We start from the raw sequence: 18,157 nt of genomic DNA on the forward strand, positions 1-18,157 counted from the left end.
TCTTATTAACTATTTCCAATAGTATTGCTTTTCTTTCGCCAGCGCTTCAAACCGCTTAATTCTATCCAGTGATTGATCATGAAACTTGTTAATGTATTCGACGATCATGGTATTAATGACTACCGCTGCCGCTCCCATTGAGTCGGTAAAGGCAACCGAATGAGCAGGAGCAAAAATTACGTAGTCAGACAGCGGGACAAGGGGCGACAGTTCATCATTCGTTATGGCAATAACCGGCCAGTTAAGCGCTTTCAAATGCTCGACAGTTTCGATTGTCCTCGCCGGATAACGGGGATAGCCAAAGGCAATGACGGCAGCTTCTTTATCCAGCCAGGGCAGCAGGGAATCAAAGGTATGGACGCCGCCGGCATTGATGGTGATTACCTCTTTGGCTAAGGCGCGAATCAGCATATAGCTGCAGTAGTCGCTTAACGCTGCCGACGAACGTAAGCCGACAACAATGATCCGGTCAGTCTTGCCCAGCAGCTCGATAATACCGGACATAACTTCCGGTGAATACTTGGCAATCAGCTCATTAAAGTTTCGTTCCTCCGCTTTGATAATATCCATTAAAATATCTGTACCGCTGCGCCCTGCCTTAACCGAGATTTCGGCATATTTGGTCATCGTCATTTCATTGCGGATAATCTGCTTCATATTATCGGAAAAATCGGTGAAGCCCCTGTAACCGAGAAAGCGGACAAAGCGGATAACCGAGACCTCGGAAGTGTCCACCTCCAGCGCCCATTGTTGGGCCGTCATAAAGGCCACATCTACAAAATTGGCAAGCACGTAATTGGCCAGTTTCCGGTAGACGCTTGTAAATCCCTCTTGCTTAGACTGGATAAGCTGGATGAAGGCGTCTTTGTTTGTTACTGTTATTGCTTGTTTCATATGTTATGACACCGCGCTTTCCCCCTAAACCTTTTCTGTACAGTATAAGACAGGCAGGCTGCTGCTAGAACAAAAATTGTAGGAATAACTACAAAAAAATTATTAATGGATAAATGACAACATTCATATACTGTGGTAAATCATCCAGGAGCGGTTAGCGAAAGGGGGGATGGGCTTAGGCCACGCACGGCGTAAACAGGTCAAAACGGAAGGGGGAGAAAGAGCATGGCATACAATGTTTACAGTCTGCTTATGGATGTGGCTTTTGCCAGCGGATTTATTTTAGTCGGTCAACTGCTGCGGGCTAAGGTTAAAATTTTTCAGGAGTTTTTTATGCCTGCCAGCTTAATAGCCGGCTTGCTTGGCTTTGTTTGTGGGCCCAGTGTACTGAATGTAGTTCCCTTTTCGAATCAGGTTGGCTCTTACTCAGGATTATTAATTATTGTTGTGTTTGTGTCAATGGGAATCCGGGGCTTACATATGTCGACGAAAGGCTGGAAAGAGGATGTTGAGCGCATCGGAAGCTACCTTTGCTTCCGCGAATCCTCTTACATGCTGCAATATACACTGCCAATTCTATTTTCCTTATATGTAATGAGCCAGGTATTTTCAGACTTACACCCTGGCTTTGGTTTTCTGCTCGGCGCCGGCTGGGCAGGCGGTCCCGGAACTGCGGCCGCAATCGGCTCTACTTTTGCCAAATACGGCTGGGCGGATGCAACTGACCTCGGCATTACATCTGCTACAGTAGGCATTTTGACCGGTATTTTTGGCGGCATGCTGCTCATCAAATGGGCTACCAAAAAAGGGATTACCAATTACATTACCGATTTTGGTGATCTGCCCAAGGAATTGCAAACCGGCCTGATACCGCCTGAAAAGCGGGAGAGTATGGGGCAGGAAACAATTTCTGAGATTAGTCTGGACTCATTAGCCTGGCATATGGCATTCTTGCTGCTGCCTGCCGGGCTGGGGTATATGCTGGCCGGGTATATTTCGAAGCTCTATGACCTTGGTATTCCCTCTTTCTCGTGCGCCTTTTTAGTCGCCTTACTGTTTTCTGTTCTGCTGGAGAAAGGCGGGGCCAAAAAATATATCGATTTTAAAATCACCTCCAGCATCGCAGGCTGTGCCTCTGATTATTTAATTTTTTTCGGCGTTACGGCAATTAAGCTGTCTATTATTATTAAGTATGCTTTACCTTTGGCAACGCTGCTGTTATTCGGCATGGTCCTGATTATCGGATCGTTTTTGTTCCTTGCTCCCCGGATGAACAATAAGGACTGGTTCGAGCGGGGTATGTTCGTATTTGGCTATTTGACCGGTGTATATGCCAACAGCTTTATCCTTTCCCGGATTGTTGATCCTGACAGAAAATCAAAAACGTTTGAGGATACGGCTATTTGTGCGCCTTTAACATCTCCGGTGGATATTATGGTTATCACCTTTGGTCCAATCCTGTTATCCACCGGACAGATCGGAACGTTCTTAAGCTTTGCATTTGCTTATTTGCTGTTCTTTTTCTTTCTTGCCAGGATAATGAAGTGGTGGTATGCAGACCGGCCCTTAATTCGGAGGGGAATAGACCTTTAATCAGCTGAGGCTGTGAAGGGATGACGGAAAAAGGGGGAAGCAACATGATACTGGGAGTGTTAAAAGAAAACAAGCACGGTGAGGCGCGAGTCATCGTGACTCCGGCAGGTGTAACGGAGTTTTGCCGAAATGGTCATACCGTACTGGTGCAGAAAGATGCAGGCACCTTAGCCGGTTTTTCCAATGAGGAATACGTCAGTGCCGGAGCTCAGATCCGGGAGAGCATGGAAGAAATATATGGCGAAAGTGAATTAGTAGCAAAAGTAAAAGAGCTTTTTCCGGAAGAGTATCCGCTGATTCGGGAAAACCAGATCATGCTGGCCTGTTTTCATCCTGCTGCCAACCGGGAGGAAGTAGATGCCATGCTGGCGGCAAAGATCATCGGCTTTGCGGCGGAGGACAGTCACCGCTACGGTTCTCCTAATTGCGAGGTCGCGGGAAAACTGGGAGCAATTATGGGGGCAGTATGCTTAACGACCCTGTATGGCGGCTGTGGGAAGCTGGTCAGCGGTATCGGCGGTGCGCCCGGCATTAATGCCATTGTACTGGGAGCGGGAGTTGTCGGCAGGGGAGCAGTTGATATTCTGGCTTCACTTGGGGCCAAAGTCACACTCATGGATATTAATATCGGGATATTGCGTCAATGTGGTGCTATTTTTCCGAAAAATGTTCATACCGCTTTTTCTAATTCCCGAAACATCGCCGATCTGTTGCCGACTACTGATCTGATCATTAACTGTGTGAAATGGCCCAAAAACCGAACAGATCATTTAATAACCCGGGATATGCTGAAATTGATGCAAAAGGGTTCGGTGATTGTGGATATCAGCGCCGATGTCGGCGGTGCTGTCGAGACATACCGGCCCACTAGTCATGATCAGCCTACCTATATTGTTGACGGAGTTGTCCATTATGGGGTTGATAACATACCCGGTGCAGTTCCGCATACCACATCCTGTGCTTATGCTGCCGTCGTCCTGCCTCACCTGCTAGCAATTGCAAATAGCGGAGTAAAAGAGGCCTGCCGAAGGGATGCTTATTTACGGCGCAGCCTGGTCACCTATAAAGGGGTTTTGACCCATGCAGAAACAGCTCTCATTCAAAACCGGGAGCGTCACAGTCCGGAGACGGTATTGGAACTGGTGGAATGTGATAATCTGGACCGTATTTAACAGATTTACGCTTAGAGTTTACGTATAACGGCAGGGCCTTGTATAATAGAAGGAAGAGTTAGGAAGGCAGGAGGCCCATATGCGTAGGATTGCAGAATTTCAGGATAGTCCGCTGTTTGCTGAGATCGATGGTACTAAGATAGAGAATCATCTTACCAATTGTTCCCGCAAAGTCTTTCGCAAACGGGAAACGGTATTTCGGCCGGGCGAGCATAGGCAGTTTATTTATTTTTTAGCACGCGGCCGCCTGCGGGTTTATGTTATTCATCCTGACGGACAGGAATTTACGGTTACTGTTTTGGAGCAGGGCGATGTTTTCAGCGGGCACACACGGACTTTCGGCAAGGCGCTGGAGGAATGTGAAGTAGTTTTTGTACCGATTCAATCCTTTCGTTTTCTGGTATTGGAGGTACCGCATTTAAGTTTTCGCCTAGCGGGAGTCCTGGGGGATTCCTTAAAAAATACCTTTAATATTATTGAAAAGCTGGCTTTCAAAGATGTCAATGAAAGATTAAGCCAGTTTCTCGCGGAAACGGCTGAACAGCAGGGGACGCAAACAGCGGCAGGAGTAAGTGTGAATCTGGGACTCAACTATCAGGAAATTGCTACCCTTATTGGCTGTTCCCGCCAAACAGTCAGTGCCTATTTTAACGGTCTGCAGAAGCAGGGGATTATTCAAATTGATAAAAAGATTGTGGTCATTCATGACCTGAATGCTTTTACAGCAACAGCGCTGAAATGACGGAAAATTTAAAAAACGTCTGCTTGCCGACAGTAATCCTGTTCACTTGATGATAAAGTAATAGTAGTCACTACTATTACTTTATTGTTTTTTGAGGAGGGGGTACTATGGCATTACGGGAAGCAGCGGAGATCAGTATTGATAACGGTGTGCAGCAGTTAATAGGAAAAGCCCGGCAGGAATCTGTGGAAACCGCTTTTGACCGGGCACAAAAAATGTCACCCGTATGTACATTTGGCTCAGCAGGAGTATGCTGCCGTCTTTGCCTGGAGGGGCCGTGCCGGATTATGCCCAATGGACGGGAACCACAGCGCGGCATTTGCGGAGCCGGTGTTGATACCATCGTAGCCCGCAATTTTCTGGCAGCCCTGGTCAGTGGTACGGCTCCCCATGCCGAACATGGGCGGGAGGTTGCTCTTGCACTGCTGGCAACGGCTGAAGGGAAAACTCCGTTTGCAATTAAAGATGTCGATAAGCTGCTGGTAATAGCCGGTGAACTAGGAATTGCCACCGAAAATAGAGAGACATCTGAGATAGCAAGGGAAGTAGCTCTTAAGGCCTTGGAGGATTTTCAGAAGCAGCAAGGTGCAATGAACTGGGTGGATATCAGAGCGCAGGGAAAGACGCGGGAAACGTGGGATAAGCTGGGGTTAACACCCGTTAATGCTCATCTGGAAATCTCCCGGGCCGTAACGAGAGGAGCTATGGGCTGCGATGCCGATCCGCTCAATCTCCTGCTTGGTGCTATTACAATGGGGTTAGTTGACGGTTTTGCCGGTCTTCATTTATCTTCTGACTTGCAGGATATTCTTTTTGGTACGCCAAGGGCTGTTAAATCTAAATATTGTATGGGTGTCCTGCAGCCACGTATGGTGAATATTGCCGTCCATGGTCATGTGCCCATGTTATCGGAGAAGATAGTGGAATGGGCAGGCAGGCTGAACGGGGAAGCTAAAAAAATGGGAGCCGAGGGAATTAATGTAGTCGGTGTCTGCTGTACAGGTAATGAACTGCTTATGCGCCAGGGTGTACCGGTAGCTTCCAGCTTTTCTTCGCAGGAATTGGTTATCGTCACTGGAGCTGTAGAGGCAATGGTTGTTGATATTCAGTGTATTATGCCGGGCATTCAGAAGGTAGCCGAATGCTACCATACGAATATTATTACAACCATGGGTGACGTAAAAATTCCCGGCGCTACTCATGTGGAATTTCATCCGGAGACGGCAGATCATGCAGCAGAGCAAATTGTCCGTCTTGCTGTTCAGAACTTTACCCGCCGTGACGCAAGCCGGGTGGCGATCCCGGAAGAAACGGTGGAAGCCTATGCCGGTTTTTCCGTTGAACAAATCATCGAAGTATTGGCAAAGCTCGATGGCGAACAGCCTTTAAAGCCCTTGGCTGATGCTATAGCAAGCGGTGCTGTCCGGGGAGTCGCTGCGCTTGTGGGCTGTACCAATCCCCGGGAAAAGCAAGACTTCGGTAATGTTACGGTTGCAAAAGAATTGCTGCGCAACAACGTTTTGGTGGTCACTACCGGCTGTGCGGCTCATTCACTGGGAAAGCATGGCCTGATGAATATCAGCGGGCTTGATTACTGCGGGGCAGAACTGCGCAATGTGCTGATAACCCTTGGCAAAGCAGCGGGATTGCCTGCCTTGCCGCCTGCACTGCACATGGGAAGCTGTGTGGATAATTCCCGCCCTGCCAATCTGCTGAAGGCCGTAGCCGATTATCTGGGGGTAGCAATCCGGCAGCTGCCGGTGGTAGGAAGCTGTCCGGAAACGCATAGTCCGAAAGCGATGTCAATTGGTACCTACTTTATCGCCTGCGGAGTTGACGTACATGTAGGTGTGAATCCGCAAATCGGCGGCTCAGCGTTTGTGACCGCTGTATTGTGTAATGACCGGTCAGCCGGTGGCATAACCACGGATGAAGTATTTGGCGGAAAATTGATTTATCAGCCTGACCCGCTGCAGGCAGCAAAAACACTGCTTGACCGGATTGACCAGAAGAGAGCGGAACTGGGGCTGCCTGTACCACAAAGAGAGGTGAGTCAACATGCCGGTTAAGGGCTTAAAAATTGCCGTGTCCGGTAAGGGCGGTGTAGGGAAAACCACCATATCCGGTATTCTCTGCCGCCTGTTAGCCGATCAGGGTGTCCAGGTACTGGCAGTTGATGCCGATCCTGACGCCAATCTGGGCATGGCCTTAGGGTTTTCACCTGCCGAACTGGCGGCAGTGCGCACGATAGCCCACGATAAGGCTCTGATCAAAGCGCGGACAGGTGCCGAACCGGGCGAGCCCGGCCAATGGTTTACACTCAATCCCCGGGTCAGTGATATACCGGAGCAGTATATTGTCAGCCGCCAGGGTGTAAGGCTGCTGCAAATGGGCAATGTCAGCAAAGGCGGTTCCGGCTGTGCCTGCGCTGAAAATACGCTGCTTAAAACCTTATTGAATCATTTGCTGATAGAGCGGGATGAAGCGGTCATTGTTGATATGGAAGCGGGTATCGAGCATTTAGGGCGTGGAACGGCTCAGGCTGTTGATGCTTTCCTGGTAGTTGTAGAGCCCGGGCAGCGCAGCATGGCTACTGCCCGGAATGTCGCCAGGCTGGCAGCAGATTTAGGCATTGAGCGGGTTTACGTTATTGCCAATAAAGTGGCCCCTGAGCATGTTGCCGCTTTGCAGGAAGCGCTGCTGCCTCTTCCGCTTATTGCCGCTATTGGTTATGCTCCGTCCGCTGTTCAGGCTGATTTTCAAGGCAAGACACCTTATGAGCTTTGTCCTGAGATCGTGACAGAAGTGCAAAAAGCGTTGGACTATATAGGAGGAGAACTGAAAAAATAGAAACAGAGGGTGTTGCTGGGCAACACTCTCCTGTTTTTGTATATCGGGTCACGAGAAAGGGCCGAAGGAGAACTGTCCTCAAAGCAATTCAACTTTCTTGCTGACCAGCTGTGATGCGCAGATTGCGCAGCAAGACCTGTTTGCCCCGCCAGCTGAAGGCACGATGGCCAAACAAGCGGTGAAATTGTTTGTTCGACAGGGGGGCAAGCTCGTCCTCATGCAGGACAGGTGAAATATCCTGCTGAAAATCGGCTAAGGGAGTGAACGCGATATTTTGATTGTGCGGGCACACGTCCTGGCAGATATCGCAGCCGAAGATGAGCGGTGTTTTCCTGATAATCGCTGTTTCCTCAGGTGATAAGGGCGCTTTTTTTTGCGTTAGGTATGACTTGCAGCCCCGCGGATCAATCGAAAAATCACCCAGAATAATTTGTCCGGGGCAGGCAGCCTGACAACGGCCGCACTGCAGACAAACCCGGTCAAGCGGACTGTCCGGAGGGAAAGGATAGTTTGTCAGTAAGTAGCCGATAAAAAAATAGGAGCCATATTTATCGGTTATCAGGCAGCTGTTTATGCCGTAAAAGCCAAGGCCGGCAAGATACGCAAGATAACGGTCGGCTAACGGACCGTTATCGGCATAGGCCTGACTGCGGAAGTCCGGCTGAAGTGACTGGAGATAGGCGTGCAGCTGGGCTAATTTTTCTTTGATCACCAGGTGATAATCCCGGGAATAGGTGTATTTGGAGAGATTTGCGCCTGGCTGGCGGCCGGTATAGTACGGGAACAGGCAAACGATGATGGACTGTACGTCAGCCATCAGCTGGCGGGGCGTGGCCCGTTTTTGCAGATTGCTTTCATCAAACTCGATACTATGGCCCCGGTCTATTCGCTTTTGCAGACGGTCAATCAATTCCTCGTAAGGGCCGGGTGGGGCAATACCAACACAATCCAGGCCTAGGGACAGACAATAATCTTTGACTAATTGTTTCATGAAAAACTCCGCTTAGTGTTCTTATTTCTATCATAAGGCTTTATTGCCGTCTAAGCAAATTATCTAAACTGTTAAGCTGAGTACAATTAATATGTAAATTAATTGTACTTATAAAGATAATTAGTAATATTAATTTTACTTATTAATAGTAGTTATGCTACAATCCAAAAGTGACTTACAAGATCGCCTCAAGGAGGAGTACGATGTTTACACTGCTTAATCTGGCCCAGCCGACTTCATTGGATGAAGCCTATCAAATTTTAAGTGCCCAGCGGAATAATGCCGTACTGGGTGGCTGTGCTTTTTTACGGCTTGGTTCGCGGCGTATTGCCACAGCAGTTGATTTGTCAAAATTGGATTTGGCTTATATACGGGAAAATGACACAGAAATTGAAATCGGGGCAATGGCAACTTTCCGGGATGTAGAAACAAGCCCTATTCTGCAGCAGCATTTTAACGGTGCGGTGGCAAAAGCTGTCAGCCATGTTATTGGTGTTCAATTTCGCAATATAGTTACCGTTGGCGCATCAGTTTTTTCTAAATATGGTTTTTCGGATTTACTGCCACCGCTTCTAGCTCTGGATACCGATGTTCAATTATGTATGGGCGGACGGCTGCCGCTGGCGGCATTTTTAAAAAATCCATATAAAAAAGATATTTTAACGAAAGTCATTATCAAAAAAAGTGCCAGAAAAGCAGCCTATCAGCAATTGCGCAATTCGCACAGTGATTTCCCATTGTTGAACGCCGCTGTTTCCGAACTTAACGGCAATTGGCGAATTGTTGTTGGCGCAAGGCCGGGGCGGGCTAAATTTGCCCGGCGGGCGGCCGAAGTACTGACAGCCGGCGGCTTAACTCCAGAAAATATTGACTTTGCCGCCAATGTGGCTGCTGAAGAATTGCACTTTGAGACCAATACCCGGGCTACTGCCCATTATCGCAAAACTGTCTGTCAGGCACTGGTCCGGCGGGCCATACTGGAGGTAGGAGCATGCAAATAACCGTAACTATTAATGAAAAAAAAGTAACGTATGATATAGCGGCAGATGATCTTCTGGCAGATACGCTGCGGGCACAGGGCTATATGAGTATCCGTAAAGGCTGTGACACATCCTGCTGTGGTTTGTGTACGGTGTGGATTGACGGTAAGCCCGCTTTATCCTGTACAGTTCCCTCGTTCAGGGTAAATGGCAAATCGCTTGTTACCATTGAGGGCGTTCAGCAGGAAGCCGAAGAGTTTGCGCAAATTCTCGCCGTAGAAGGTGCCGAGCAATGCGGTTTTTGCAGTCCCGGATTCATCATGACTGTCCTGGCGATGAAGCGGGAATTGACTGCACCAACGGAAGAACAGATTATTCATTACCTTACGGGCAACCTCTGCCGCTGTACAGGGTATATGGGGCAGCTTAGAGCGATTAAAAAGTATCTGGGGGTAGCCTGACCATGAAGATGATAGGGAAAAGTGTCCCCAAGCTGGATGCATTGCCAATCGCAACCGGTAAACCTGTTTATACGGAAGACTTAATTACCAAAGATGCGTTGGTTGTCAAAATTTTGCGCAGTCCTCATGCGTTTGCCCGCATTACGGCAATTGACACTGCCAATGCTGCTAAACTGCCTGGTGTGGAATGCATCCTGACCTATAAAGATGTCCCCACAACACGGTTTACGCTGGCCGGACAATCCTATCCCGAACCATCGCCTTATGACCGGCGGATACTTGATCCGGTTGTGCGCTATGTCGGCGATGAAGTGGCGATCATTGCAGCTATAGATGAAAAAACCGCTCTGAAAGCAATGAAATTGATCAAGGTCAGCTATGAGATTTTGGAACCGGTGCTGGATTTCGAAACAGCGACAGGCCATCAATCGATCGTCCATCCGGAAGATGATTTACACTGCAATTTTCCGATCGGTCTGGACAAAGAAAAAAATATTACCTGTACCCATCATGTCGAGTTTGGTGACATCGAAGGCGAGCTGGCTAAATGCGATGTTGTTGTGGAAGAGACGTATTATACGCAGGCTCAGGCACATGCGATGATGGAGACATACCGCTCTTTCAGTTATCTCGATCACATGGGAAGACTGGTTGTGATCAGTTCTACGCAAATTCCTTTTCATGTCAGGCGGCAGCTGGCCCGTGCCCTGCAAATTCCTGCCAGCAGAATCCGGGTTATTAAGCCGCGGATTGGCGGCGGGTTTGGCGGCAAGCAGACCGGGGCTGTCGAAATGTTTTCGTCTATTGTTACGTTGAAGACAGGCAAACCGGCCGTGATTGTCTATGACCGTACAGAAACGTTCAGCTGTACTACCAGCCGGCATGCTATGCGGCTCAAGGTGCGCCTGGGAGCAGACAAGAAAGGATTTATCCGCGTTATTGATATTCACGGCCTGTCAGATACAGGGGCTTATGGCGAGCATGCGCCTACGACGTTTTCTTTAGTGGGACTAAAGACCTTGCCGTTATATAACAAAACAACAGCTGTCCGGTTTACAGGTCATGTGGTGTATACCAATAAAATGCCTGGCGGGGCTTTGCGGGGCTATGGAGCTACGCAGGGGATTTTTGCGGTAGAATCGGCCGTTAATCTGGCAGCACATAAGTTAAATCTGGACCCGGCAGAATTCAGACTGAAGAACCTGACTAAGGAAGGCGAAACCAGCTTGTTTAATCAGGGAAAAATCCTCGCCAGTTCGGCATTGCACCGGTGTATTGAGACAGGCCGCAAGATGATCGGCTGGGAAGAGAAGTACCCTGCTCAGCAAATCAGCAGCAATAAAGTGCGGGCCGTCGGTATGTCCGTGACCATGCAGGGGTCAGGTATTGCCGGAATTGATACTGCCTCGGCGGAAATACGGTTGAATGATGACGGCAATTATACGCTGCTTATCGGTTCAACCGATATGGGGACAGGCAGTGATACCATTCTGGCCCAGATGGCGGCCGAAGTGCTGAATACGCCCCTGGATACGATTATTGTGCACGCCGCCGATACGGATATATCACCCTATGATCCCGGTTCCTATGCTTCCAGTACCACCTATGTAACGGGAATGGCAGTTGTCCGGGCAGCAGAGGATTTAAAAAATAAACTGCTGGAACAAGCAGCCGTGTTTTTGGATGCTGACCGGGAACAGGTGCAGTTTGACGGTGAAGTGTTTGCAACGTTGGACGGAGAAAAAACAGTATTACTGGCTAAACTGGCGCAGTCGCTTGTGATGGGGTCAGGCCGGCAGCTGGCCGGACAAGCCACTTATGGCAGCCCGGTATCGCCGCCGCCGTTTATTGCCGGCTTTGCTGAAATAGAGCTTGATCAGGAAACCGGCAAAGTTGAGCTGATTGACTATGTGGCGGTTGTCGATTGTGGTACGGTTATTAACCCTAACCTCGCCCGTATCCAGGTAGAAGGCGGGATTGTTCAGGGCATCGGTATGGCATTGTATGAAGATGTTCGTTACAGCGCCAAAGGGCGGATGGAGACCAGCAACTTTATGCAGTATAAGATTCCTTGCCGTAAAGATATCGGCAGAGTCCGGGTTGCTTTTGAAGAAAGCTATGAGCCGACGGGACCATTCGGTGCAAAATCAGTAGGTGAAGTCGTCATTAATACGCCGCAGCCGGCTATTGCCCATGCTGTTTATAATGCCGTAGGCGTTAGAATTACCAGCCTGCCGATTACGTCCGAGAAAATACTGACTGCAATGCAGGCAATAAAACGTTAAAGGAGAAATCAGCAATGCAAAAATTACACCCTGTTGATGAAATGCTGCCATTAGGAAAACTGTTCACGTATGGTCTGCAGCACGTCCTGGCTATGTATGCCGGAGCCGTGGCTGTACCGCTGATCATCGCCAATGCACTGGGCTTGTCCAAAGAGCAGTTAATCTATCTAATTAATGCCGACTTGTTTACCTGCGGCATTGCCACCATTATTCAAACAATCGGTTTCTGGAATATGGGTGTGAAAATCCCCATGATTCAGGGTGTAACCTTTGCAGCCGTTACGCCAATGATTATCATTGGCAAAACACATGGACTAACAGGCATTTACGGATCCATTATTGTTGCCGGTTTAGTCACATATCTGGTCAGCCCGTATTTTAGCCGTTTAATCCGGTTTTTCCCTCCGGTAGTAACGGGAACAATCATCACGATTATCGGTGTTACGCTCATGCCGGTGGCGGTGCGCTGGGCAGGCGGCGGCAATCCTGCAGCCAAGGACTTTGCCAGTGCCCCCTATATCCTGCTAGCCTTTATTACCCTCATCCTGGTATTATTCTTTTATCGTTTTTTCACCGGTTTTTTAAGCAACATTGCCGTATTGTTAGGTTTGATTGCAGGCACGGCTATTGCCGGAGTGTTTGGTATGGTTAACTTCTCTCAGGTAGCAACTGCCGGCTGGATCGGTGTAACGACTCCGTTTGCTTTTGGTCTGCCGACTTTTGATCTGGCCTCCATTGCCGCAATGGTACTGGTTATGCTGGTTGTTATGACAGAAACTACAGGTGACTGCATTGCAGTCGGCGAAATTATTGATAAACCGATTACGCAGGATGACCTGACCCGCTGCTTGCGGGCAGATGGTTTTTCCACTATTTTAGGTGGTATTTTAAATAGCTTTCCCTATACTGCCTTTGCCCAAAACGTCGGTTTAGTCGGTCTTACCCGGGTAAAAAGCCGCTTTGTCGTAGCCGCTGCCGGTGTGATTCTGGTGGTCCTTGGTCTCTTTCCTAAGCTAGCGGCCGTGATCGCAGCTATTCCTGTCGCTGTGCTGGGCGGTGCCGGTGTTGCCATGTTCGGCATGGTGGCAGCCAGTGGCATTAAGACCTTATCCCGTGTCCAGTTTGACGGTACTAATAATATTATGGTTGTGGCAGTCAGCATAGGGGTAGGCATGATTACCCTGGCAGTACCAAATTTTTATCACAACTTCCCCAGCTGGGCCCAGGTTATTCTGCACAGCGGCATAACCGCCGGCAGTGTAACTGCCATCGTTTTGAATGTTATTTTAAATGGTACGCAAGAGACTGCAGAAATTAAGATCGAAAAAAATCATTATCTGTAATCTGCGGGAATTTCTTTACAGCTATTGGGAAATAAGGAATAATAGAAGAAGAGAAGCACAAAACGACAACCGTATAAAAGCGGTTGTCGTTTTATATAGGAGACCGAGGTGATATTCTTGCATCTGTGGGAAGCTATACCGATGAAACAGCCGGGAATACTAGCCTGTACCGGAGCAGGCGGAAAAACCTCTCTAGTACAGTCGTTGGCAAGACAGGGTCAAGCGTGTCATTTCCCGGTAATACTAAGTACGACGACCAAGATGTATTACCATCAAGTGGAACGGTATACCCCTGTTATTGCTGCAAGCTATGAAGATGGGGCAAAACAAATCGGCAGGCGGCTGCAGTCAGGTGAAATTGGTGCATGGTTTGTCTCACGGGCAGGAGAAAAGTGTACGGGTTTACCGCCTGGCTGGCTGGATAAGCTGGCAGGTGACAACCCTTCCTGTACGCTGCTGGTAGAAGCGGACGGAGCCCGGGGCAGGCTGGTCAAGGCTCCGGCTGAATATGAACCCATTGTCCCTGCTGGGACGGACATAACTGTTGGGATTTTGAATCTGCAGGCACTGGAGCAGCCGTTAAACGAAGCGGTCGCTCACCGGCCGGAGCAGGTGAGTTTGTTGTTGAACAAGCCCTTGGGAACAAGGCTTGAGCCTGTCGATCTTGTGGCACTTGCCGTGCATCGGCAGGGAATTTTCCAGAACAGCCAGGGACGTAAAGTACTTTTACTGGCAGGTGCCGAAGCTGTCAACTGCAATTTGATTAAGGCCGTTTTGCAGGAATTACACCGCTGGCCTTCCGATATCTGCCGGTGCATCATTGCGTCCGGCTACGATGAGAATATGCAGCCTGTGGAGGTATATGACGTATGATGCCGCGCGTAGGAGCCGCTATTCTGGCCGCAGGTACTGCCAGCCGCATGGGACGGCAGAAGCTGTTGCTGCCATTAGGGGATCAGCCGGTACTTGGTCATGTTTTCACGACTGTCCGGCAAATTCCCTTTGCAGAGACTGTGGCCGTAATTGGCGAGCCCCGGCAGGAGCTTACTGCTCTGGGCAGTCAATACGGCATCCGTACTGTCTATAATTCAGAAAGGCTGAGCGGGCAGGCTTCTTCGATTGCCACAGCCATTACCCATTTGCCGGGAGATTTGGATGGCATCCTGTTTCTGCCCGGAGATCAGCCATTGATCTCGGTCGATTTACTGCAGGCACTGCTAATGCGTTTCAGCCAGGGGGCCGATAATCAACAAATTGTTGTGCCGTCCTATAAAATGCAATACCGTAGTCCCGTCTTGTTCGGCTCGGCATGGCTGCCAGAGCTGCTGTTGCTTACCGGGGATAGAGGCGGGAGAGCGATTATCGGCAGCAATCCGCAGGCAGCGGCTGTCGTTGAATGGCAGGAGGAAGCCCCCTTTTGGGATACCGATACCTGGGAGGAATACCTCAGATTGGTACAATACTTGCATAAGAAATAGATGCCAGTTGAGGAAAGGGGGAAAATGGGTGACAAGTATACTCATTAAGAATGCCCAGGCAATTGTCACGGTAGATGATCAGGACCGTGTTCTGGAGCGGCAGAACATCCTGATTGAAAACAACCGCATTGCCGCAATAGGAGAGGTGGACTGGGCTGCGGATACCGTCATTGACGCCACAAACATGCTGGTTTATCCAGGCTTGGTCAACACGCATCATCATTTATATCAAACCTTTACCCGCAATTTACCTGCCGTACAGCATATGGAACTGTTTGATTGGCTGCGGACGCTGTATGCCATCTGGCAGGGACTGACAGAAGATATGATCTATTACAGTTCGCTGACTGGCATGGGAGAACTGCTGAAATACGGCTGTACGACTTGTTTTGACCATCATTATGTATTTGCACAGCACAGGTCAGACCTGTTTATTGACAGGCAGTTTGCGGCGGCTGCCGCGTTAGGTATCCGGTTACATGCTTCCCGGGGCAGCATGTCCCGGGGCAGGAGTGCCGGTGGGTTGCCGCCGGACGAGTTGGTGCAAAGTGTTGCCGTCATCCTGTCTGACAGTGAACGGCTGATTGAGACTTATCATGACACCAGCCCCTGCTCGATGCGTCAGGTAGTGCTGGCTCCCTGTTCGCCGTTCAGCGTTACGGAGGAGCTGATGACCGAGACTGCCAGGCTGGCCCGTGCCAAGCAGGTCCGGCTTCATACACATTTGGCTGAGACAACGGATGAGGAACAATACTGTCTTGAGACCAAAGGGCTTAGACCTTTGGCCTACATGGAGAGCTTAGGCTGGGTTGGCGCGGATGTGTGGTATGCACACGGGATACACTTTACAGAGCACGAACTGCGTACTCTGGCGGAAACACGAACCGGAGTAGCCCATTGTCCGGTATCGAACCAAAAGCTTTCTTCAGGAATTGCTCAGCTTCCCCGCATGCTGGAGCTGGGGGTGCCGGTCGGACTGGCGGTGGATGGCAGTGCCAGCAACGATTGCTCAAATCTGCTGGGAGAATTGCGCTCCTGTTATCTGATGCATAGACTGGCCGGCAGTGCAACAGCTCCGGGTGGTTATGAACTGCTCAAGCTGGCTACCCGAGGCGGTGCTGCTTTGCTGGGCCGGGAAGATATCGGCTCCATTGAAGTTGGCAAAGCAGCCGATTTGTTTCTGCTCAGAACCGACCGGCTGGAGTTTGTGGGAACGCAGTTTGATGCAAAGGCGCTGCTTTGCACGGTTGGAGTTAACCGTCCGGTGGACTATACAATTGTTAACGGCAGAATCGTGGTGCAAAACGGAGAACTATGCACCGTTGACGAGTCTACTATCGTTCAGCAGGCCAATAAGCTTGTGCAAACTTTGGTCAAAGGAATTTGAAGCTTACGCTGTCTCACTTTGCAGATAATTATCTCATTTTGATACCAGTTGACTGAGGTGTTTATGAATAATCTAGTAGTTATCAAAGGCGGTGGCGATTTAGCTACCGGTATAGCTCACCGTCTCCGTAAGAGTGGCATCTATGTAGTGATCACGGAATTGGCACAGCCCACGGTTATTCGCCGGACCATCGCTTTTGCCCAGGCCGTGTTTGAAGGTGAAGTCGTGATCGAAGGGATAACAGGCCGCCGTGTCCCCAAGAATCAAATTTGGCAAGCCTTGGCGGAAGGGGTTATTCCGGTAGTCGTGGATAGTGACGGTGAATGCATTAGCCGTTTAGCACCCTGGGGAGTTGTTGACGCCATTATTGCCAAAAAGAATACAGGCACAACCGAGGAGGCTGCACCGGTTGTCATTGGTGTCGGTCCGGGATTTACCGCCGGCAGGGATGTGCATGCCGTAGTGGAAACAGCACGCGGGCACAATCTGGGCCGGGTGTACTATGAAGGGGCGGCACAGGCGGATACGGGTATTCCCGGTGATATATGCGGTTATACGATTGAACGGCTGCTGAAGGCTCCGGCAGCGGGGATTTTCCAGAGTGAGCGGGCTATTGGCGATATGGTAAAGGCCGGTGAAGTGGTTGCCAGGATAAATGGCGTTGCTGTACCTGCCACCATTGACGGCGTATTGCGCGGGCTGCTTTATGATGGCTTGCCGGTTTATCAGGGTATGAAAATTGGTGATATTGATCCTCGCTGCCGCCAGGAACATTGTTATACCATTTCCGATAAGGCCAGAGCGATTGGTGGAGGAGTGCTGGAGGCACTGCTGTGCCTAAAGGGGGAGAGATTGCATGACCGGGTTTGAACAATTGCGGGAGCTTGCCAAACAGGCTGGCCAGGCAGATATTCTGACTATCATCGAAGTGCCGGAGCATAGCGACCGGGACTTAGCAGGCGATATGCTGGTAATTCCCGCAGGCGAGCAGCCGGCTGGAGTATTACTCGACAGCACTTTTACCGGACTTGTTATGGAATTTATCCGTAATACGGCGTGGCGTCAGGCTGCTGTCATAACAATTGAGTATGAGGGAAAATACCGTTTGTTATGGGACCGGCTGGCTGCTCAGCCCCGTGCACTGGTCTTGGGTGCCGGGCATATCAGCCAGCCGCTGGTAGGTATGCTGGCAATGGTTGGTTATCTGGTAACGGTTGCAGATGACCGGCCGGATTTTGCCAACCACGGCCGTTTTCCGGAGGCCGATCAGGTCATCTGCAACAGCTTTTCAGCGGCGCTCGCTGGGATCGATTTGACAATCTATGACGCCATTATCATCGTCACCAGGGGACATCGTTATGATTTGGATTGTCTCCGGGCCGTTTTAAAGTGCCCTGCGCCGTATACCGGGATGATCGGCAGCCAGCGCAGAGTAAGCGGCATCAAGGACATGATGATCGAAGAGGGCGCAGCGCCAGAGATACTGGCTCAACTAAAGGCGCCAATTGGATTGGATATCGGTGCTCAGACTCCCCAGGAAATTGCTTTAAGCATTGTTGCTGAAATCATTGCGGTGCATCGCAATGGCAGCTGTATGCCGCTTAGCAGCAAACGGAGGTGAGAGAACATGGATATGAAGCTATTGGAAGAGATTTGTGAGGTTCGGCGTCTTGGCTCAAAAGCAGCGCTGGTGACGATTGTTGATACCCGCGGCTCTACTCCGCGTAAAGCCGGCAGTAAAATGATGGTTTATCCTGATGGCCGTATCACCGGCACCATTGGCGGCGGCTGTTCCGAATCAGAAGTGCGTCTCAAGGCTTTACAGGCCTTGGATGAACAACGGTCTTCTCTTTACCGGGTATCGATGCTCAATGACACTGCCGCAGATGAAGGCATGGTATGCGGCGGTATTATGGACGTATTTATTCAAGTTATATAAAAACCAGCTTGTGCGGGCGGCACAAGCTGGTTTTTTATGGCT

17 protein-coding genes are annotated in these 18,157 nt (G+C 49.8%); 15 read left to right on the forward strand and 2 right to left on the reverse strand.

Features of this window, described 5'->3' with window-relative positions; genetic code table 11:
- Positions 1-9 precede the first annotated feature (9 nt).
- The gene (locus tag EV210_RS05025; RefSeq protein WP_132076583.1) at positions 10-894 is read right to left on the reverse strand and encodes a MurR/RpiR family transcriptional regulator; all 885 of its coding nucleotides are present in this window, start codon (positions 892-894) and stop codon (positions 10-12) included.
- Positions 895-1,119: 225 nt separating this feature from the next.
- Between EV210_RS05025 and EV210_RS05030 the strand changes: the two genes are divergently transcribed.
- From EV210_RS05030 to EV210_RS05050, 5 genes are all read left to right on the forward strand, one after another.
- Positions 1,120-2,487 carry a sodium/glutamate symporter gene (locus EV210_RS05030; RefSeq protein WP_132076586.1) on the forward strand — a complete coding sequence of 456 codons (1,368 nt, stop codon included), beginning with the start codon at positions 1,120-1,122 and terminating at the stop codon, positions 2,485-2,487.
- A gap of 44 nt (positions 2,488-2,531) precedes the next feature.
- A complete protein-coding gene (locus EV210_RS05035) occupies positions 2,532-3,659 on the forward strand; it encodes an alanine dehydrogenase (RefSeq protein ID WP_132076590.1) in 1,128 nt (375 codons plus the stop codon).
- 79 nt (positions 3,660-3,738) lie between these two features.
- A complete protein-coding gene (locus tag EV210_RS05040; RefSeq protein ID WP_132076593.1) occupies positions 3,739-4,401 on the forward strand; it encodes a Crp/Fnr family transcriptional regulator in 663 nt (220 codons plus the stop codon).
- Positions 4,402-4,508: 107 nt separating this feature from the next.
- Complete coding sequence (gene cooS / locus EV210_RS05045; RefSeq protein ID WP_132076596.1) at positions 4,509-6,470, forward strand: anaerobic carbon-monoxide dehydrogenase catalytic subunit; 1,962 nt, start codon at positions 4,509-4,511, stop codon at positions 6,468-6,470.
- Complete coding sequence (locus tag EV210_RS05050; RefSeq protein WP_132076599.1) at positions 6,460-7,251, forward strand: ATP-binding protein; 792 nt, start codon at positions 6,460-6,462, stop codon at positions 7,249-7,251. The genes cooS and EV210_RS05050 overlap by 11 nt, the downstream gene beginning before the upstream one ends.
- An 88-nt stretch (positions 7,252-7,339) precedes the next feature.
- On the opposite strand, the gene queG is transcribed toward EV210_RS05050, so the two are convergent.
- Positions 7,340-8,242 (reverse strand): tRNA epoxyqueuosine(34) reductase QueG, encoded by a 903-nt coding sequence (gene queG, locus EV210_RS05055; protein ID WP_132076602.1) that lies wholly within the window; start codon positions 8,240-8,242, stop codon positions 7,340-7,342.
- A gap of 203 nt (positions 8,243-8,445) precedes the next feature.
- Here queG and EV210_RS05060 point away from each other — a divergent pair, with 203 nt between their 5' ends.
- The 10 genes from EV210_RS05060 to EV210_RS05105 all read left to right on the forward strand — a co-directional run bounded on the left by EV210_RS05060 (position 8,446) and on the right by EV210_RS05105 (position 18,115).
- Positions 8,446-9,243, forward strand: a complete 798-nt coding sequence (locus EV210_RS05060; protein WP_132076605.1) for an FAD binding domain-containing protein — start codon at positions 8,446-8,448, stop codon at positions 9,241-9,243.
- On the forward strand, positions 9,234-9,683 hold the full coding sequence (locus tag EV210_RS05065) for a (2Fe-2S)-binding protein (RefSeq protein ID WP_132076608.1): 450 nt from the start codon (positions 9,234-9,236) through the stop codon (positions 9,681-9,683). Before EV210_RS05060 ends, EV210_RS05065 begins: the two co-directional genes overlap by 10 nt.
- A 2-nt stretch (positions 9,684-9,685) precedes the next feature.
- The gene (locus EV210_RS05070) at positions 9,686-11,968 is read left to right on the forward strand and encodes a xanthine dehydrogenase family protein molybdopterin-binding subunit (protein WP_132076611.1); all 2,283 of its coding nucleotides are present in this window, start codon (positions 9,686-9,688) and stop codon (positions 11,966-11,968) included.
- 14 nt (positions 11,969-11,982) lie between these two features.
- Positions 11,983-13,311 carry a nucleobase:cation symporter-2 family protein gene (locus EV210_RS05075; RefSeq protein ID WP_132076614.1) on the forward strand — a complete coding sequence of 443 codons (1,329 nt, stop codon included), beginning with the start codon at positions 11,983-11,985 and terminating at the stop codon, positions 13,309-13,311.
- Positions 13,312-13,419: 108 nt separating this feature from the next.
- A complete protein-coding gene (gene yqeC, locus EV210_RS05080; RefSeq protein ID WP_132076617.1) occupies positions 13,420-14,184 on the forward strand; it encodes a selenium cofactor biosynthesis protein YqeC in 765 nt (254 codons plus the stop codon).
- Positions 14,181-14,789, forward strand: a complete 609-nt coding sequence (locus tag EV210_RS05085) for a nucleotidyltransferase family protein (protein ID WP_132076620.1) — start codon at positions 14,181-14,183, stop codon at positions 14,787-14,789. The genes yqeC and EV210_RS05085 overlap by 4 nt, the downstream gene beginning before the upstream one ends.
- 28 nt (positions 14,790-14,817) lie before the next feature.
- Entirely contained in the window at positions 14,818-16,176 is a 1,359-nt protein-coding gene (locus EV210_RS05090) for an 8-oxoguanine deaminase (RefSeq protein WP_132076623.1), read from the forward strand.
- 63 nt (positions 16,177-16,239) lie between these two features.
- A complete protein-coding gene (yqeB, locus tag EV210_RS05095) occupies positions 16,240-17,046 on the forward strand; it encodes a selenium-dependent molybdenum cofactor biosynthesis protein YqeB (protein ID WP_132076626.1) in 807 nt (268 codons plus the stop codon).
- Positions 17,033-17,797, forward strand: a complete 765-nt coding sequence (locus EV210_RS05100) for an XdhC family protein (protein ID WP_243650444.1) — start codon at positions 17,033-17,035, stop codon at positions 17,795-17,797. The genes yqeB and EV210_RS05100 overlap by 14 nt, the downstream gene beginning before the upstream one ends.
- 6 nt (positions 17,798-17,803) lie before the next feature.
- On the forward strand, positions 17,804-18,115 hold the full coding sequence (locus tag EV210_RS05105) for an XdhC family protein (RefSeq protein WP_132076629.1): 312 nt from the start codon (positions 17,804-17,806) through the stop codon (positions 18,113-18,115).
- Positions 18,116-18,157: the final 42 nt, after the last annotated feature.

The sequence above is a fragment of the Anaerospora hongkongensis genome (assembly GCF_004339805.1).
Lineage (GTDB): Bacteria > Bacillota > Negativicutes > Sporomusales > DSM-15969 > Anaerospora > Anaerospora hongkongensis.

Excerpts from the sequence above, each read along its gene's own strand:
- EV210_RS05030 (WP_132076586.1), top strand. The coding sequence starts at position 1,120 with ATGGCATACAATGTTTACAGTCTGCTTATGGATGTGGCTTTTGCCAGC.
- EV210_RS05060 (WP_132076605.1), top strand. The coding sequence starts at position 8,446 with ATGTTTACACTGCTTAATCTGGCCCAGCCGACTTCATTGGATGAAGCC.
- EV210_RS05025 (WP_132076583.1), bottom strand. The coding sequence starts at position 894 with ATGAAACAAGCAATAACAGTAACAAACAAAGACGCCTTCATCCAGCTT.
- EV210_RS05100 (WP_243650444.1), top strand. The coding sequence starts at position 17,033 with ATGACCGGGTTTGAACAATTGCGGGAGCTTGCCAAACAGGCTGGCCAG.
- EV210_RS05070 (WP_132076611.1), top strand. The coding sequence starts at position 9,686 with ATGAAGATGATAGGGAAAAGTGTCCCCAAGCTGGATGCATTGCCAATC.
- queG (WP_132076602.1), bottom strand. The coding sequence starts at position 8,242 with ATGAAACAATTAGTCAAAGATTATTGTCTGTCCCTAGGCCTGGATTGT.
- EV210_RS05085 (WP_132076620.1), top strand. The coding sequence starts at position 14,181 with ATGATGCCGCGCGTAGGAGCCGCTATTCTGGCCGCAGGTACTGCCAGC.
- EV210_RS05075 (WP_132076614.1), top strand. The coding sequence starts at position 11,983 with ATGCAAAAATTACACCCTGTTGATGAAATGCTGCCATTAGGAAAACTG.
- EV210_RS05040 (WP_132076593.1), top strand. The coding sequence starts at position 3,739 with ATGCGTAGGATTGCAGAATTTCAGGATAGTCCGCTGTTTGCTGAGATC.
- EV210_RS05105 (WP_132076629.1), top strand. The coding sequence starts at position 17,804 with ATGGATATGAAGCTATTGGAAGAGATTTGTGAGGTTCGGCGTCTTGGC.
- yqeB (WP_132076626.1), top strand. The coding sequence starts at position 16,240 with ATGAATAATCTAGTAGTTATCAAAGGCGGTGGCGATTTAGCTACCGGT.
- cooS (WP_132076596.1), top strand. The coding sequence starts at position 4,509 with ATGGCATTACGGGAAGCAGCGGAGATCAGTATTGATAACGGTGTGCAG.
- EV210_RS05035 (WP_132076590.1), top strand. The coding sequence starts at position 2,532 with ATGATACTGGGAGTGTTAAAAGAAAACAAGCACGGTGAGGCGCGAGTC.
- EV210_RS05050 (WP_132076599.1), top strand. The coding sequence starts at position 6,460 with ATGCCGGTTAAGGGCTTAAAAATTGCCGTGTCCGGTAAGGGCGGTGTA.
- EV210_RS05065 (WP_132076608.1), top strand. The coding sequence starts at position 9,234 with ATGCAAATAACCGTAACTATTAATGAAAAAAAAGTAACGTATGATATA.